At 67.4% G+C, this 16,602-nt stretch carries 16 protein-coding genes, 2 tRNA genes and 1 pseudogene; 10 read left to right on the top strand and 9 right to left on the bottom strand.

Annotated elements, in window-relative coordinates:
• Positions 1 to 74: 74 nt before the first annotated feature.
• Together ACFVJ3_RS33355 and dnaG are read left to right on the top strand one after the other, a co-directional pair.
• Positions 75 to 1,280, top strand: coding sequence for a lipase family protein (locus ACFVJ3_RS33355; protein WP_378456128.1), 1,206 nt, complete (start codon positions 75 to 77; stop codon positions 1,278 to 1,280).
• A gap of 48 nt (positions 1,281 to 1,328) precedes the next feature.
• Positions 1,329 to 3,263: a DNA primase gene (dnaG, locus tag ACFVJ3_RS33350; RefSeq protein WP_378456127.1), complete on the top strand. Its 1,935-nt coding sequence runs from the start codon at positions 1,329 to 1,331 to the stop codon at positions 3,261 to 3,263.
• A 15-nt stretch (positions 3,264 to 3,278) separates the two neighbouring features.
• Here dnaG and ACFVJ3_RS33345 read toward each other — a convergent pair whose 3' ends face one another.
• A complete protein-coding gene (locus ACFVJ3_RS33345; protein WP_005570860.1) occupies positions 3,279 to 3,527 on the bottom strand; it encodes a hypothetical protein in 249 nt (82 codons plus the stop codon).
• 138 nt (positions 3,528 to 3,665) lie between these two features.
• Between ACFVJ3_RS33345 and ACFVJ3_RS33340 the strand changes: the two genes are divergently transcribed.
• Together ACFVJ3_RS33340 and ACFVJ3_RS33335 are read left to right on the top strand one after the other, a co-directional pair.
• A tRNA-Asn gene (locus ACFVJ3_RS33340) sits at positions 3,666 to 3,738 on the top strand.
• Between the two features lie 125 nt (positions 3,739 to 3,863).
• Complete coding sequence (locus ACFVJ3_RS33335; protein WP_378456126.1) at positions 3,864 to 5,033, top strand: AI-2E family transporter; 1,170 nt, start codon at positions 3,864 to 3,866, stop codon at positions 5,031 to 5,033.
• Here the strand turns inward: ACFVJ3_RS33335 and ACFVJ3_RS33330 are convergent.
• On the bottom strand, positions 4,974 to 5,204 hold the full coding sequence (locus ACFVJ3_RS33330; protein ID WP_082324995.1) for a DUF6480 family protein: 231 nt from the start codon (positions 5,202 to 5,204) through the stop codon (positions 4,974 to 4,976). The two genes, ACFVJ3_RS33335 and ACFVJ3_RS33330, sit on opposite strands and share 60 nt — an antisense overlap.
• Positions 5,205 to 5,420: 216 nt before the next feature.
• Between ACFVJ3_RS33330 and ACFVJ3_RS33325 the strand changes: the two genes are divergently transcribed.
• Both ACFVJ3_RS33325 and ACFVJ3_RS33320 read left to right on the top strand, forming a co-directional pair.
• A tRNA-Ile gene (locus ACFVJ3_RS33325) sits at positions 5,421 to 5,494 on the top strand.
• Positions 5,495 to 5,590: 96 nt separating this feature from the next.
• The gene (locus ACFVJ3_RS33320; RefSeq protein WP_378456125.1) at positions 5,591 to 6,073 is read left to right on the top strand and encodes an adenosine-specific kinase; all 483 of its coding nucleotides are present in this window, start codon (positions 5,591 to 5,593) and stop codon (positions 6,071 to 6,073) included.
• A gap of 16 nt (positions 6,074 to 6,089) precedes the next feature.
• Here the strand turns inward: ACFVJ3_RS33320 and ACFVJ3_RS33315 are convergent, their stop codons facing one another.
• Entirely contained in the window at positions 6,090 to 6,923 is an 834-nt protein-coding gene (locus ACFVJ3_RS33315) for an MBL fold metallo-hydrolase (protein ID WP_378456124.1), read from the bottom strand.
• A gap of 67 nt (positions 6,924 to 6,990) precedes the next feature.
• On the opposite strand from ACFVJ3_RS33315, the gene ACFVJ3_RS33310 reads away from it, so the two are divergent.
• The 4 genes from ACFVJ3_RS33310 to ACFVJ3_RS33295 all read left to right on the top strand — a co-directional run bounded on the left by ACFVJ3_RS33310 (position 6,991) and on the right by ACFVJ3_RS33295 (position 10,246).
• Entirely contained in the window at positions 6,991 to 7,509 is a 519-nt protein-coding gene (locus ACFVJ3_RS33310) for a DinB family protein (protein ID WP_378456123.1), read from the top strand.
• 110 nt (positions 7,510 to 7,619) lie between these two features.
• A complete protein-coding gene (locus tag ACFVJ3_RS33305) occupies positions 7,620 to 8,747 on the top strand; it encodes an NDMA-dependent alcohol dehydrogenase (RefSeq protein ID WP_005247847.1) in 1,128 nt (375 codons plus the stop codon).
• A gap of 45 nt (positions 8,748 to 8,792) precedes the next feature.
• On the top strand, positions 8,793 to 9,608 hold the full coding sequence (locus ACFVJ3_RS33300) for a serine hydrolase domain-containing protein (RefSeq protein ID WP_378456122.1): 816 nt from the start codon (positions 8,793 to 8,795) through the stop codon (positions 9,606 to 9,608).
• Positions 9,609 to 9,736: 128 nt separating this feature from the next.
• A complete protein-coding gene (locus ACFVJ3_RS33295) occupies positions 9,737 to 10,246 on the top strand; it encodes a DUF3145 domain-containing protein (protein ID WP_378456121.1) in 510 nt (169 codons plus the stop codon).
• 72 nt (positions 10,247 to 10,318) lie between these two features.
• Here the strand turns inward: ACFVJ3_RS33295 and ACFVJ3_RS33290 are convergent, their stop codons facing one another.
• The 6 genes and pseudogenes from ACFVJ3_RS33290 to ACFVJ3_RS33265 all read right to left on the bottom strand — a co-directional run.
• Positions 10,319 to 11,752: an acyl-CoA carboxylase subunit beta gene (locus ACFVJ3_RS33290; RefSeq protein ID WP_378456120.1), complete on the bottom strand. Its 1,434-nt coding sequence runs from the start codon at positions 11,750 to 11,752 to the stop codon at positions 10,319 to 10,321.
• Positions 11,753 to 11,846: 94 nt separating this feature from the next.
• Positions 11,847 to 13,097: a KasA/KasB family beta-ketoacyl-ACP synthase gene (locus tag ACFVJ3_RS33285; RefSeq protein WP_005571522.1), complete on the bottom strand. Its 1,251-nt coding sequence runs from the start codon at positions 13,095 to 13,097 to the stop codon at positions 11,847 to 11,849.
• 8 nt (positions 13,098 to 13,105) lie between these two features.
• Complete coding sequence (acpM, locus tag ACFVJ3_RS33280) at positions 13,106 to 13,417, bottom strand: meromycolate extension acyl carrier protein AcpM (RefSeq protein ID WP_378456119.1); 312 nt, start codon at positions 13,415 to 13,417, stop codon at positions 13,106 to 13,108.
• Between the two features lie 106 nt (positions 13,418 to 13,523).
• Positions 13,524 to 14,441: an ACP S-malonyltransferase gene (locus ACFVJ3_RS33275; RefSeq protein WP_378456118.1), complete on the bottom strand. Its 918-nt coding sequence runs from the start codon at positions 14,439 to 14,441 to the stop codon at positions 13,524 to 13,526.
• Positions 14,442 to 14,568: 127 nt separating this feature from the next.
• Positions 14,569 to 15,840 (bottom strand): CdaR family transcriptional regulator, encoded by a 1,272-nt coding sequence (locus ACFVJ3_RS33270; protein ID WP_005261202.1) that lies wholly within the window; start codon positions 15,838 to 15,840, stop codon positions 14,569 to 14,571.
• A 75-nt stretch (positions 15,841 to 15,915) separates the two neighbouring features.
• Positions 15,916 to 16,602, bottom strand: a pseudogene (locus ACFVJ3_RS33265) (pyruvate dehydrogenase (acetyl-transferring), homodimeric type); the annotation flags it as partial.

The following is a 16,602-nucleotide window of genomic DNA, read 5'->3' as shown; positions in this document are numbered from 1 at the left end:
TCGGACCCATCCGGCCGCCGCGGTGCTACGAATAGGTCTACAGACAGCTCGCACCCAATGGTCAGGGAGACCGGATGAAGTCTGCAGTGCGCAAGGTCATCGGTTCGACGTCCGCAGCGCTGGCGGTGGCGGTCGGTGCCGCCCTGCTGGCCCCACCCGCGGCGCAGGCCGCGCCCGCGTATCCGTTCGCGGACTCCGACCCGTTCTACGGTGCGCCCGCCGACGTCGGGGCACGCGCCGACGGTGACGTGCTGGCGAGCCGACCGGTCGCCGCCACCGGTTTCCCCACCGCCGACGCCTGGCAGGTGAAGTACAAGTCGACCAACTCCGCCGGAGCGCCCATCGCCGCGGTCACCACGGTGCTGGTACCCCGCGGCACTCCCGCGAACCGGCCGCTGGTGTCCTATCAGCCGTTCGTCAACGCGCTCGGGCTCGAGTGCGCGCCATCGCATCAGCTGTTCAACGGCGGAATTCAGGAGGGGCCCGCCCTCAACGCCCTGCTCGCGCGGGGGTGGGCCGTCGCCGTGCCCGACCACCTCGGACCGACCAGCGCATACGGGGCCGCGAAACTCGGCGGCCGGCTCGTGCTCGACGGCGTCCGCGCCGCGCAGCGGCTCCCGGAAGCGGGTCTCGGTGGCAGCCCGGTCGGGCTGGCCGGCTACTCGGGCGGTGCCATGGCGACCAACTGGGCCGCGGCACTCGCACCCACCTACGCCCCGGAACTGAACATCGTGGGCGCCGCCGAGGGCGGCACACCGGTCAACATCGGTGAACTGGCCGACCGTTTGGGTAGCACGCGCTCGCAGGCGTTCGGCCTGGGTTTCGCGGCCGCCATCGGTCTCGAGCGTGAATACCCGACGCGTTCACCGCTGGGGGACGGCCTCAACGGCGACGGACTCGCCCTGCGGACACAGATGAGCAACATGTGCACCGATTCGATCCTCGGCGCCGGTGCGGGGAAGTCGCTGCCCGACCTGACCAACGGTCCCGGGATCCTCGCCGACCCGTCCGGCCGCGCGGTGATGGACGAGAACAGCGTCGAACTGTATCCGGGAGTCCCGAGGACGCCGATGTTCGTCTGGCACGGCAGCGCGGACCCTCTCGTCGCCATCGGGCCGGTGCAGAACACCGTCGCCCGGTACTGCTCACAGGGTGCGCGCGTGCAGTTCGACGTGATCCCGGGCGCCGACCACGGCACCGCCACCATGCTCGGTGCCGGTCCCGCATTCGGCTATCTCGGCGACCGATTCGCCGGGATTCCCGCCCCGTCGAACTGCTGACCCAGAGGCGGAAGTTCGGGCTGCGGCGGAGCGCCTAGACTGTCGTTCGTGGCTGGCAGAATCCCTGATCGTGACGTTGCGGCCATTCGCGAGCGCACACGGATCGAGGACATCGTGGGGGAATACGTCTCCCTCAAGCGCGCGGGCGGCGACTCCATGAAGGGGCTGTGCCCGTTCCACGACGAGAAGTCGCCGTCGTTCCACGTCCGCCCCAACCACGGGCACTACCACTGCTTCGGGTGCGGCGAGGGCGGCGACGTCTACTCGTTCCTCCAGAAGATCGACCACGTCAGTTTCGTCGAGGCCGTCGAGCAGCTCGCCGACCGGTTGAACTACACCATTTCGTACGAGGGCGGCGGCACCTCGGTACAACGCGACCGTGGCACCCGCTCCCGGTTGGTCGCGGCCAACGCGGCCGCGCAGGAGTTCTACTCGGCGCGCTTGCAGGAACCCGACGCGCAGGCGGCCCGCGACTACCTGACGGAACGGAACTTCGACGCGCAGGTCGCGCAGCAGTTCGGGTGCGGGTATGCACCCGACGGCTGGGACATCCTCACGAAGCACTTGCTGGGCAAGGGCTTCGACGTCAAGGAACTCGAGGCCGCGGGCCTGTCGAAAGCCGGGCGGCGTGGTCACATCGACCGCTTCCACCGGCGCCTGCTCTGGCCCATCCGGAACCTGTCCGGCGACGTCATCGGGTTCGGCGCCCGCAAGTTGTTCGACGACGACACCATGCCCGGCAAATACGTCAACACGCCGGAAACCATGCTGTACAAGAAGTCTCAGGTGCTGTTCGGGCTCGACCTCGCCAAGCGCGACATCGCCAAGGGACATCAGGCCGTGGTGGTCGAGGGATACACCGACGTCATGGCGATGCACGTGGCCGGGGTCAAGACCGCCGTCGCCGCCTGCGGCACCGCGTTCGGTGAGGACCACCTCGCGATGCTGCGGCGACTGCTGATGGACGACAGCTACTTTCGCGGCGAGATCATCTACACGTTCGACGGGGACGCCGCCGGCCAGGCCGCGGCGATGAAGGCGTTCGAGGGCGACCAGAAGATGGCCGGGCAGACGTTCGTCGCCGTGGCACCCGAGGGCATGGACCCGTGCGAGCTGCGGCAGAAGTCCGGTGACGCCGCCGTGCGCGACCTGGTGGCGCGTCGCACACCGATGTTCGAGTTCGTGGTCAAGTCGATCCTCACCGAGCACGACCTCGAGACCGCCGAGGGCCGGGTCGAGGCGCTGCGGCGCACCGTGCCGGTGGTCGCGCAGATCAAGGAAGCGACGCTGCGTGACAGCTACGCCGTCCAGTTGTCGGGCTGGGTGGGCTGGGACGACATCGCCGCCGTCCGGCAGCGGGTGCGGGACGAGGCGCGCAAACGGGCGTCCACCCGCGGGTCGCTGCCTGCGCCGCTGAAGAAGAAGGCCTCCCGGGGCGAGGACCAGGACACCCCACAGTTGCCGGTCGGGCTCACCCGGCCCCGGCCGAACGATCCGACGCTGTGGGCGCAGCGGGAGGCGCTGAAGGGCGCGTTGCAGTACCCGTCGATCGCGGGCACCGTGTTCGACTCGCTGCCGGTGGAGACGTTCACGCATCCGACGTACGTCGTGATCCGCGAGTCGATGATCGCGTCCGGCGGCACCAGCGCGGGCCTCGGCGGCGGCGAATGGGTCGACGCGGTCAGCCGCGGTGTCGACGACGTCACCGCGGCGTCCCTCGTGTCGGAACTCGCCGTCGAGCCGTTGCCCGCCGAAGAGGACACCGTGCCGAGATACATTTCCGGAGTGATCGCACGCCTGCAGGAGGTGTGGGTGGGAGAGCAGGTGGCGGAACTGAAATCCAAGCTGCAGCGCATCTCGCCGGCGACGGCGTCGGACGAGTTCCACTCGCTGCTCGGCGACCTCGTCGCCCTGGAGCAGTACCGCCGCAGCCTGCTCGATCAGGCGATCGGTGACACCAACCGGGACGGGATGGCCGGCTGAACCGGCCACTGCCGGCTACTTCTTCTTGAGCTGATCCTGGGGAACCAGGATGGTCGTTTCCTCGTCGAGTGGCTTCATGGGCTCGAGCTTCGGCTGAGTGTTCAGGGAGTCGGACAGCTTCTGCCGCGACATCTGCAACACCTTCTTCGTGGCCGGGCTGGTGGCCACGGCCTTGGTGGCCCGGCTGATCTGTTCGTAGCGCGCACGTCCTGCTCGCGTACCCAGCACGTACCCCGCAGCGATACCGATCAACAACCGCATCATTCCCGCTTCCTCCCGACGCACAACGACCTGCACCCATCCTGCCTGATGCGTCGACAGGCAGGCGATTTGGTACTGGGGTGGGGCAATGCGCTACAGTTTCTCTCGCATCGCCGGGAACGGCGAAGCACAGCAGAATAATCCCCTGTAGCTCAATTGGCAGAGCTTCCGACTGTTAATCGGACGGTTGCTGGTTCGAGTCCAGCCGGGGGAGCATCGAAACCCCGTCCGGTTCATCCGGGCGGGGTTTTCTGCTGCGCCCGGCCAATTCGGATCGGTGCACACTCGCGGGCGAGTACATTCCGGCTGTATCGGCAGCAATCGACCGCGGGGTGTGCGATGAGCGAGGACGGCGGCGAAACCGAGCGGGCACGGTCGATCGGGCGCTTCGGCACGAGCGACGCCCCGCGGTGGCTGGCGCCCTCGATCCTCTACGTTCTGCTGGCCGTCGCCGCCTACCAGTTGTCGGGTTGGCTGTTCGTCAACCTGCGGAGCTTTCTGGGGTTGCTGTTCCTCGCGTGGTTGTTCAGTATCACCATCGAACCGGTCGTCGACTGGCTCGAGCGCCGGGGGCTGCGGCGCGGCGCCGCCACCGGACTCGTGCTGTTGGCGTTGTTCGTCTTCGCCATCGGATTCCTGGCACTCTTCGGGACACTGCTCGCCCAGCAACTCGCCCAGCTCCTCAAGGCCCTGCCGGGCGCGTTGTCCTCGGTCACCGACTGGTCCAATCGTGTGTTCGACACCGACTTCGCGACCGGCGAGGCTCTGATCCACCTCACGCCCGAGACCATCCGAGACCTCGCCGAGCGGTTCACGCCGGGAGTTCTGGGTGTGTTGTCCTCGCTGCTCGGCGTCGTGTTCCAGATGCTGACGCTGCTGCTGTTCGTGTTCTACATGTCCGCGCAGGGGCCGGCGCTTCGCCGCACGATCTCGAGCTGGTGTCCGGCGCGGCAACAGCGGGTCATCTCGGTGGTCTGGGAGATCTCGGTCGAGAAGGCCGGCGGATACGTGGTGTCGCGGCTGATCCTCGCTGCCGTGAGTTCGGTCGCCACCGGCATCTTCCTCGTGGTGATCGGTGTGCCCTACTGGCTGCCGCTGGCACTGTGGACCGGCATCGTCTCGCAGTTCGTCCCCACCCTGGGCACCTACCTCGCGATCGCCCTCCCAGCGATCATCGCGGCGGCGTCCCAGCCGATGGACGGTGTGTGGGTGATCGTGTTCGGGACCGTCTACCAGCAGATCGAGAACTACGTGCTGCACCCGCGCATCACGTCCGCGACGGTCTCGATCCACCCCGCGGTCGCGTTCGGGTCGGTGATCGTGGGCGCCTCGCTGTTCGGCCCGGTCGGCGCCCTGGTGTCGGTGCCGGTGGTCGCCGCGATCCAGGCCCTCGTCGAAACGTACGGGCGACGATACGAACTCGTCGCAGACGCATCGGCGCCGGTCACCTCAGTCGAACAACGCAAACACGCGGGCGACGAAGAAGGCCGCGACCGCGAGGACGAGTAGCCCCACCACGATGAACGCGAGGATCGGCACCGTCCGGCCCGGCATCGGCTGCGGATGCGACAAACCCGAGGTCTGGCCGGCATCCGGTGGCGTGTCACCCGGCTGAACGCCCCCTCCGTCGTCGAGCGCCGGTGCATCGTCCGGTTCCGGTCCTGGTCGTTCGACGCTCATCCTGTGCTCCCGTCTCGTGATCCTCCGCAGTGCGGATCACACGCGTACCCCGGAAGACGCGTTCGCACACACGGCGACGGGGCAGTGTCCACGTCGGGACACGATTCGGTCCGCCGACCACGAAAAGTCCTGTCAGGGCGGGCTTCGTCCCGGCTACGCGCCCACGGCGGGCGCACGGTAACATCGGCACGCCGCGATCGCGAATAGTGCGGCGATGGGGCGGTAGCTCAGTCGGTTAGAGCCGTGGACTCATAATCCATTGGTCGCGGGTTCGAGCCCCGCCCGCCCCACCGTTTTCCGCGGATCCCAGGTGGTCGAACGCCCGCTCCGTCGTTGTTCTCCGCGCCGCAGCGGGGCAGACTGAAAGGTCATCCGAGGAGGCCATCGTGGAGCTGCAGATCGTGGCGATCGACAAGCCCGACGACATGAACGTGATCGTCGGTCAGTCCCACTTCATCAAGACCGTCGAGGACGTGCACGAGGCGCTGGTGGGAGTGAGCCCCCACCTCCGGTTCGGTATCGCGTTCTGCGAAGCCTCGGGGCCTCGCCTCGTGCGCTGTTCCGGCAACGACGACCGTCTCGTCGAGTTGGCCACCCGCAACGCCGTCGCGGTCGGAGCGGGACACTCGTTCTTCGTGTTCGTGGAGGACGGCTACCCGGTGAACGTCCTGAACACGCTGAAGCAGGTGCCGGAGGTGTGCGGCATCTTCTGCGCCACCGCCAACCCCCTCGAAATCATCGTGGCCGAGACGGAACTCGGCCGGGGCATCGCCGGCGTGATCGACGGCCGCCCGCCTGCCGGCGTCGAGGCCGATGCCGACGTCGCCGACCGTAAGGCGTTGCTCCGGACGATCGGTTACAAGCTATGAGTGGGCGGAGCCCGGACTAGGCCAGCGGATCGATGCGTTCCCAGGCAACCGGGAGTCGCACGTCGACACCCTCGGCCCGGCCCTTCTCGGTGAGGAACCGCAGGGACCGCCGGAAGTTGTCGGCGAAGCGGGGGAGCGGCGTCAGCGGCCGGTCGAGCGGCTTCCAGAAATTGTCCCAGTGGATCGGGATCACGCGACGTGCTCCGGTCCGGGTCACGAGTGCGTCCCAGTAGTCGCGGCGGAACCGGTCGGACTGCTTGCCGAGCGTGCCGATGCCGAGATAGACGGTATCGGCGTCGTATCCGTCGAGCGCTCCGGGAACGAAGTTCGCGCTGGCGTGGACGAGGACGCGGCCGTCGGGGTGCGCGAAATGGAACGAGAAGCAGTCGCCCTGCGCGTATTCGCCGATCGACGCCGGCGGGTGCACCGCATGTTCGATCGTGCCCGGGAACTTCGCTCGGGGGCTGTGCTCGGCGGGCAGCGCCGTCACCTCGAATGCGCCGTACCTCAGGGGAGTCCGCACCTGGATCGTCCGGAACCGGTCCATCGCGAACCCGTAACCCTCGGCGATGTGACGCGTCGACGGCGAACCGGCGAGTTCCGCGCCGGTGCGCTCCGCCACCGTCGGCGAGTCCATCGCGTGGTCGTAGTGCGAGTGCGCGACGAGGACGGCGGCCAGGCGGTCGGTTCGGGTTCGCGTGAGGGCCCGGTCGACGGCGGCACCGTCGGGGCGCAGCGGCCGGAGTACCGATCGCAGCAGCGAAGGTCTGGAGAAGAACCCGTCCGTCATCAGCGACGTCTCGCCGTCGGACAACAGGATCGTGGAAACACCGAGGAAGGTGGCGTGCATGCTCGCGACCGTACCGGTGGGCGGCACTCTGACGGCGGGATCGTGTGGCCGTTCTACGATGACCGACATGGCGATCACTCCCGACACGAAGAACTGGACCTGGGTCCTCGACCGGGCATGCCCCGACTGCGGGTTCGACTCGGCGGCAACCCGGTACGAGGACATTCCGGCCCTGGTCCGGGCGAACGTGGAGGCCTGGTCGCCGGTCCTCACTCGCCCCGACGTGACGGTCCGGCCGGACGAACAGACGTGGTCGGCGCTCGAGTACGCCGCACACGTTCGCGACGTGTTCCGGATCTTCGACGTCCGGCTCCGGATCGTGCTCGACGAGACGGATCCACTGTTCCCGAACTGGGATCAGGACGAGACCGCGGTCGCCGAGCGCTACAACGAGCAGGATCCGGCCGTCGTCGACGCCGAACTGCGTGCGGCAGGCGCGGCGGTGGCGGACGACTTCGAGGCCGTCGCGCCGGAATTGCGGGTGCGGACCGGACGGCGGAGCGACGGCGCGTCGTTCACGGTGGAGTCGCTGGCCAAATACTTCGTCCACGATCCGATCCACCACCTCCACGACGTGTCGGGGTAACAGTTTCGGATTCCCGGACCCGATTCGGTAGAACGTGTTCCAATTCGGCCCGTTTGTGTCTATCGTCACATCAGCAGATGCGCAGACATGAATGAAGGGTTGGGAGTCACATGAAGACCAAGGGTGCGATCCTGTGGGGCCTGAACGAGCCATGGTCGGTCGAGGAGATCGAGATCGGCGATCCGGTTGCGGGCGAGGTGCAGATTCGCATGGAAGCCGCCGGAATGTGCCACTCCGACCATCACATCGTCACCGGTTCGATGCCGATGGCGTCCTTCCCGGTGATGGGCGGCCACGAAGGGTCCGGCGTCATCACCAAGTTGGGCCCGGAGGTGAAGGACCTCGAAGTCGGCGACCACGTGGTGCTCTCGTTCGTGCCTGCCTGTGGACGCTGTCCAGCGTGCTCGGCGGGACATCAGAATCTCTGTGACCTCGGAATGGGGCTCCTGAGCGGGTTGGCGATCAGTGACGGCACCTTCCGCATCCACGCGCGCGGCGAGAACGTCATCCCGATGTGTCTCCTCGGGACGTTCTCGCCCTACATGGTCGTGCACGAGACGTCGGTCGTGAAGATCGACAAGGACATTCCCTTCGACGTCGCCGCCCTCGTCGGCTGCGGCGTTCCCACCGGGTGGGGTTCGGCGACGCGGATGGCTGAGGTGAAGCCGGGCGAATCCGTCGTCATCATGGGTGTCGGCGGCGTCGGCATGAGCGCACTGCAGGGCGCGGTGGCGTCCGGAGCGCGTCAGATCTTCGCCATCGACCCGGTGCCGTGGAAGCGGGAACAGGCGCTGAAGTTCGGGGCCACCCACGCGTTCGAGAGTGCCGCGGCCGCAATCGAGCCGATCATCGCGCTCACCAACGGATTGATGGCGCAGAAGACGATCATCACGGTCGGGGAGATGCACGGCGAATACGTCGAGGAAGCCCTGTTGCTCACCAGCAAGTTCGGCACGTGCGTCGTCACGGCCATGGGCGCGATGACCGACATGGACGTCAAGCTGAACCTGTTCCTCTTCTCGATGCTGCAGAAGGACCTGAAGGGCACCATCTTCGGCGGCGGAAACGCCCGGGTCGAGATCCCGAACCTGCTGGCCATGTACAAGTCGGGGCAGCTGAACCTCGACGACATGATCACCCGCACCTACACCCTCGAAGGTGTCAACGACGGGTATCAGGACATGCTCGACGGCAAGAACATTCGCGGCGTCATCCGGTACACCGAAGCCGACTGGTGACGGCTCGCCGCGGCTGACCGCGGGCCGCTCTCGTAGGCTGACCGGGTGCAGAGTCTCGATCAGATTGCCCGATGGCCCGTGGACAACGCTGCGGCGGTGGTCCTGTCGCGCGACGAAGGGGTGATCGGCGAGTGCGGCGACCAGCAGCGCGTCTTCCCCCTGGCCTCGGTGACCAAACTGCTCTGCGCGTACGCAGTCCTGGTGGCCACCGAGGAGGGGGCCGTCGAACTCGACCAGCCCGCAGGCCCGGAGGGCTCGACCGTGCGTCATCTGCTGGCGCACGCGTCGGGTCTCGCGTTCGACGCGAACCGTGTGCAGACGGCACCGGAGCGCAAGCGGATCTACTCGAGCGCCGGCTACGAGGTGCTCGCCGACTTCCTCACCGCCGAGACCTCGATCGATTTCGCCGACTACGTCGCGGAATCCGTCTTCGCCCCGCTGTCGATGGGCACGTCCGCGCTCGTCGGGCCTGCCGGGCACGGAGCGCAGGCGTCGGCGGGCGATCTCGGCCGGTTCGCAGCAGAACTGTTCCGCCCGGCCCTCATTTCGCCTCAGACGTTCGCGGACGCCACATCCGTGCAGTTTCCCGGGCTGGACGGAATTCTGCCCGGATACGGCTCACAGCGGCCCAACGACTGGGGTCTGGGATTCGAGATCCGTTCGGGCAAGAGCCCGCACTGGACGGGCGCGAGCAACTCGCCGCAGACGTTCGGCCACTTCGGTCAGTCCGGCACTTTCCTGTGGGTTGATCCGGCCGCCGGACTGGCGTGCGTCGCGTTGACGGACCGGGATTTCGGCGACTGGGCCAAGCCTCTGTGGACTGAGCTGAGCGACGGTATCCTCTCGGAACGCAGAAGGTGATGACACACCGATTGCTCGAATCACTGGCGCAACACAGGCATCACAAGGCACACTGGTCAACCGAGCGTGCTGCACACACCGACTGAGGCCGTTGGGGAAGACGTCCCTCGTCGAAGCAGGAGGCTCGAGTGCGCGCATTGAATCAGTTCGCGGACGCGACGGATGGTGTTGTCTACATACACTCGTCGCCCGCCGCGTTGTGCCCCCATATCGAGTGGGCGTTGACCGCGACCCTCGACTGCCGAGCCAACCTGAAATGGACCTCGCAGCCGGCCTCCAACGGCGTTCTGCGCGCGACCACCAGCTGGGTGGGGCCCGTCGGCACCGCCTCACGGCTGGTCAACGCGCTCCGCGCCTGGCCGATGCTGCGGTTCGAGGTCACCGAGGACGCCAGTGAGGGCGTGGACGGCGAACGGTACAGCCACGTGCCCGGCATGGGCCTGTGGCACGGGTCCACCAGCGCGAACGGCGATGTCGTCGTGGGGGAGATGCGCCTGCGGGCACTGATGCAAGCGGGGGGCGACATCGCCGCCGAACTGGACTACGCGCTCGGAACCGCCTGGGACGAGGCTCTCGAGCCGTTCCGCAGCGGCGGAGAAGGCGCCGAGGTCACGTGGCTGCGCCGCGACGTCGGCTGACACCCCGCTCACGGACGCGAAAAGGCCCCCGCCACAACAACGGCGGGGGCCTTCTCTCGAACAGAGCTCAGATCACAGCGGGATGTTCTTGTGGTCACCGCGGCCGGCTGGAGCGGCGGCCAGGGCGGCGGTGATGACACTGCGCGTCTTGGCAGGGTCGATCTCCTCGTCCACCACACCGATCGCGACGGCGCGGTCGACGCCACCGGCGATGCTCTCGTGCTCGACAGCCAGACGCTCGTGCAGGGCCTCGCGCTCTTCTTCCGGCGCTGCCGCCAGGGCGCGCTTGTGCAGGATGCCGACGGCGGCCTTGGCGCCCATGACGGCGACCTCGGCATCGGGCCACGCGTAGACGGCGGTGGCGCCGAGCGCGCGGGAGTTCATGGCGATGTAGGCGCCGCCGTAGATCTTGCGGGTCACGACAGTCACGCGGGGAACGGTGGCTTCGGCGAATGCGTGCAGCAGCTTGGCGCCGCGGCGCACGACGCCTTCCCATTCCATGCTCACCCCGGGGAGGTATCCGGGAACGTCCACGACCACGACGAGCGGGATGCCGAATGCGTTGCACAGCCGGACGAAACGAGCCGACTTCTCGGCGCTCTCCGAATTCAGGCAGCCACCCAGGCGGAGCGGATTGTTGGCGATGACACCGACGGTGCGGCCACCGAGGCGTCCGAGACCGGTCACGATGCTGCGGGCGTAATTGCCCTGCAGTTCCTCGAAACTCGACTCACCCTCGACGTTGTCGAGAAGTTCGTGAACGATCGGGCGGACGTCGTAGGCGCGCTTCGCCGACTCGGGCATGAGCGCGCGGAGATCGGTGTCGCCGTGCGCGGCCGCGGCCTGATCGAACTCGCCCTGCTCGCAGAACATCGACACCAGGCGGCGTGCCCGGTGCAGGGCGTCGCCCTCGTCGTGGGCGGCGATGTGCGCGACACCCGACTTCTTCGTGTGCGTGTCGGGACCACCGAGGGACACCATGTCGACCTGCTCACCGGTGACACTGCGGACCACGTCCGGTCCGGTGACGAAGACGCGGGCCTCCGGCGCCATGATGACGATGTCGGTCAGCGCGGGACCGTACGCCGCACCGCCGGCTGCGAAGCCGAGGACGACGGAAATCTGTGGGACGCGGCCGGACGCGCGGACCATGGCCTCGAAGACCAGTCCGACGGCGTGCAGGGCCTCGACACCCTCGGCGAGACGCGCGCCACCCGAGTGCCAGAGACCCACGATCGGGGCGTCTTCCTCGAGGGCGGTGTCGATCGCCGTCACGATGTGCTTGCAGCCTTCGACACCCATGGCACCGCCCATGACGGTGGCATCGGAGCAGTAGGCGATGGTGCGGACACCGTCGATGTTGCCGGACGCGGCCAGAACACCGGACTTGTCACGCGGATGGAGTGGGACGACCGTCCCGGCGTCGAACAGCTTCTCCAGGCGCGCAAGGGGATCGCGCGGATCGATCGACGCATCGGACTTCGTCGCGGGTGCCAAGATTGTCATCGCGTCCTCCTTGTGGCGGGCCCGGGTGGGCTGTCGATGGGTGGAGACCCCTTCAGAGAAGGGGTCTCCACCCGCGATCTAGCAGGACCGGCTGTCAGGCCCGGCCGAAGGCGAGCGCGACGTTGTGCCCACCGAAACCAAACGAGTTGTTGATCGCGAAATCGATCTCGCCGTAACGGGCTTCGCCCTTGACGACATCCAGGTCGATCTCTGGATCCTGATTCTCGAGATTCAGCGTGGGCGGAATGACTCCGTCACGCAGACTCAGGACCGTGAGCACCGCCTCGAGCGCACCGACGGCGCCGATCGAGTGCCCCAACGCGGACTTCGGTGCGTACACCGCAGCATGGTTGCCGACGGCAGCCTTGATGGCGTTCGCCTCTGCCGTGTCACCGATCGGCGTGGCCGTGGCGTGCGCGTTGATGTGCTGGATGTCCGACTTCGTCAATCCAGCAGTCTCGATCGCCCTCGTCATGGCCCGCGCAGCGCCCGAACCCGAAGGATCGGGAGCGACGATGTGGAACCCGTCGGAGGTGATTCCCGCGCCCAGCAGACGGGCGTGGATGGTGGCACCACGAGCCTTGGCGTGCTCCTCGGTTTCGAGGACCATCATCGCTCCGGCCTCACCGAACACGAAGCCGTCACGATCCTTGTCGAACGGCCGCGAAGCCGCCTTCGGATCGTCGTTGCGGGTGCTCAGCGCGCGCATCATCGCGAAGCTCGCGATCGGCACGGCGTCGAGGTAACCCTCCACACCACCGGCGACGATGATGTCCGCGTCGCCCATCACCAGCATGCGGTACGCATGGGCGATGGCCTCCGAACCCGAAGAGCACGCCGACACGGGAGTGATCACTCCGGCGCGGGCCCCGAGCTCGAGTCCGACGGTGGCCGACGGGCCGTTGGGCATCACCATCTGGACGGCGAACGGCGACACCTTGCGGTACCCACCGGCCTTCATCTTCTCGACGGCGTCGATCAGAGCTTCGCCGCCGCCCAGTCCGGTGCCGATCACGACGCCGAGGCGATCCTTGTCGACCTCCGGGCTGCCGGCGTTCTCCCAGACCTGACGGCCCAGGACGAGCGCCAGCCGCTCGACGAAGCTCATCCGGCGGATCTCGACCCGGGACAGCGACTCGTCGGGCGACACCTTGAGCTTGCCGCCGATCGTCACCGGAAGGTCGTTCTCCGTGACGAAGGCTTCCCGGATGGTGTCGATGCCGCTCTCGCCGGCCAACAGGCCCTTCCACGTGGCATCCACGTCACCAGCGATCGACGTCGTGGCCGCGAGGCTCGTGACGACGATGTTGGGGAACTGCTTCCCGTTGGTCGAGGCGGAAGTCACGGCTGAGCTCACTCCTCGTCGTTCTTGGCAGCTTCGAGCTTCGCCTTCACAGCGTCCGCGTCGGCGCCACCTTCTGCTTCGAGCTTCTGGATGTAGGACACGGCGTCACCGACGGTGCGCAGTCCGGCGAGATCCTCGTCGGGGATCTTCACGCCATACTTGTCCTCGGTCTGGACGGCGATCTCAACCATGGAGAGGGAGTCGATGTCGAGGTCGTCGACGAAAGACTTTTCGATGGTCACCTCGGACGGCTCAATACCGGTGACCTCCTCGATGATCTCCGCGAGTCCGGCGATGATGTCTTCCTGGGTGGCGGCCACTGAGTGGCTCCCTTCTGATTCGGTGTAGATGTATCTGGAGTTGTGCAGGCACGTCCCCATCGGCCGCGCCTGCGGGCCCTGCACGCACCGAGGTGCGCGCAGCAAACTAGCCGAGTTCTGTCAGTTCGGCTAGCGCGGAGATATCCCCCGGGGTCTTGAGAGCCAGAGTCGGCGTGCCGCGCATTTCACGCTTGGCGATACCGACGAGGGTTCCGGCTGGTGGAAGTTCCGCGATCGCGGAGACCTGAGCGGTCCGCAGGCTTGCGGTACACAGGTCCCAACGCACAGGTCGGGTTACCTGCGCGGCTAGTTTAGTCAGTGCGTCGGCTCCGGATGCGACCGGTGCGCCGTCGGCGTTGGAGAGCAGAGTGCGGGTGGGTTCACCCGGTGTGATCTTGGACGCAGCCTCGGTGACGGCCTCCTGCGCGGGAGCCATGAACCGAGTGTGGAACGCGCCTGCGACGGGAAGAGCGCGAACCCGCGCCTTCTCCGGCGGGTTGGCCGCGAGTTCCTCGAGCGCCGACAGCAGACCTGCCGCGACGATCTGGCCCGCCGCGTTGCGGTTGGCCGGTTCGAGGCCCAGTTCGTCGAGGCGGGCGAGCACCTCGGCCTCGTCGCCCCCGAGGATCGCGGACATGCCGGTCGGCTCGAGTGCGCAGGCCTTGGCCATCTCCGCGCCGCGGACGGCGGCGAGGGCGACGGCGTCGTCGGCGGAGAGGACTCCGGCGACAGCGGCTGCGGCGAGTTCACCGACCGAGTGCCCGGCCGCGACGGTGTCTGCGGGAACCAGGCCACGCGCGTCGAGTTCCTCGAAGGCGAGGAGTGCGGCGGCCACGACGAGAGGCTGCGTCACCGACGTATCGGTGATCTCCTCCGCTGTCGCGGTGGTACCGAGGCGGACGAGGTCGAGGCCGGCAGCCTTCGACCACAGTGCGACACGGTCATGAGAACCCGGCAGCTCCAACCAAGGGATGAGCATGCCGGGAGTCTGAGAGCCCTGACCCGGGGCGAGCAACGAAATCACTCTTCAAGAGAACACCGTCAACCGGGTGCTGCGAGATGTCGTTGCGGATGAACCTTTGTCGGCGGATTTGTTGGGTTCCCACAAAATTGCACGTGGGGTCCTCGCATCGAATCTGGACAGACGTTCGTTACAGCCCTGCTTCTCCGAATGGGAAGGGTGTGACTGGTGTTAAACGTGATATGGGTTCGTTATGGGAATGTGTCAATCGACCCACCGTGGCGGCCACTCTGAGTACATACGCATCCCGCGGATTCGTCGGATCGCGACCGGTGACTTCGGCGATTCTCTTGAGTCGATACCGCACAGTATTTGGATGAACAAACAGCTGCCGGGCACAAGTCTCAACCGCACCTCCACAGTCGAGATATGCGTCCAAAGTGTCGGTGAGAACACCTCCGGCGGCCGCCAGCGGCGCGACCAGATGGTCGTTCAGAGCGGTGACTGCGGCGTTGTCCCCGAGCAGTGCGCGCTCGGGTAGCAACTCGGCGGCGTGGACGGGCCGAGGGGCGCCCCGCCAGCCGGCGACCGCCTGCATCGCGGCGAGCGCCTCGACGGCACTGAAGTGAGCCGCGCCCAGCGTCGGCGTGGTCGGTCCGATGATCACCGGCTCGTCCGAGAACTTGCCGAGCAGGTCGGTCATGAAACTCGAGTGCCCCGACCCCTCCTGGAGCTCGCCGCTGACGACCATCACGAGCCGGGAACCCTGTACCACGGCGAGGGCGGCGCGCCCGTGCTTCTGCGCGATGGTGTGGACCGTGCCGACGACGGAGACCCGTTCGTCCTCGGGGGGAGTGCCGACGATGACGGTGGCGGGAGCGGTGGCGTCCCAATTGAGGGTCGCCGCCCGCGACAACATGTCGGAACCCGTGTCACCACGGACCACGGCGTCGACAACCAGTGCCTCGAGCCGGGTGTCCCACGCACCGCGGGACTCCGCGGCACTCGCGTACACCGAGGCGGCCGCGAAACCCAGTTCTCGACCGTAACGGAGGACGGCCTCGGTGAGGGCGATCAGCTGCTGGTCGTTGCGGGCGAGCGCCGGGAGCCACTGCTCGAAGAACTCCATCGCCACGCGGACCATGTCCACCGTCTGGCTGAGGGTTAGCCTGCGCGCGAGATCCTGCGGAATCACCTGGAACGCGTCCAGGCTGAACCGGATGTCACTGTCCGGGTTCTTGAGCCACTCGAGGAAGTTGACGACCGCCGTCTGAACCAGCAACTGCACGTTGGAGCGTTGAGCGGCGTCGAGGTCGTCGAAGAACGGCAGCTGATCCTGCATCGTCGTGACGGCCTCGGTCGAGAGGCGACCGGAAAACTGTTTGACGCGACGCAACAGTGCGTCGGGCAACGGATCCCGGGTTTGTCGTCTGCGGGAGACCAACGGACTCTGCTCGACCATAGTCAAGAACCTACGCCCACCGCCGCCCGTGTTGTCCGACGGACACACGGGCGGCGGTGGGTGAGGATCTCCGCGTTACGCGCTACCGGTATCCGTGTACGAGACGGCCGCGGCGCGGACGTCGTCGATGCGGTACCGGTTGGCGGCCTCGACGGCCTTGGAGCGGTCGAGGGTGCCTTCGCCGGCGAGGGCGGACAGGACGGCGACGACGATGGATTCGGCGTCGACGTTGAAGTACCGGCGGGCGGCGGGGCGGGTGTCGGAGAAGCCGAACCCGTCGGTGCCCAGGGTGGTGTACGAGCCGGGGACCCACTGACGGATCTGATCGGCCACCGCGCGCATCCAGTCCGAGGCCGCCACGAACGGGCCGGCGGCGTCGGACAACGCCTGCGTGACATAGGGCAGCGGGGCGTCGGTGCCGGGGTCGCGCAGGGCCTGCCGCTCCGATTCGATGCCGTCGCGGCGCAGCTCACCCCAGGAGGTGACCGACCACAGGTCGGCGGCCACCCCCCACTCGTCGGCGAGCAGCTGCTGCGCCCGCAGCCCCTCGGGCATGGTGACACCGGAGACCAGGATCTGCGCCTTCGGGCCCGATGCCTGCGACTTCTTGAACAGGTACATGCCCTTGAGCAGGCCCTCGACGTTGAGGTCGGCGGGTTCGGCGGGTTGGGAGTAGGGCTCGTTGTAGAGGGTGATGTAGTAGAAGATGTCCTCGCCGCCGAACCCGTCCACGCCGTCGGTGCCGCCGTACATCCGGCGCAG

It is taken from the genome of Rhodococcus sp. NPDC127593 (genome assembly GCF_042671975.1).
In the GTDB taxonomy this organism is placed as follows: Bacteria; Actinomycetota; Actinomycetes; order Mycobacteriales; family Mycobacteriaceae; genus Rhodococcus_F.
This window is presented reverse-complemented; position numbering and strand designations above follow the sequence as displayed.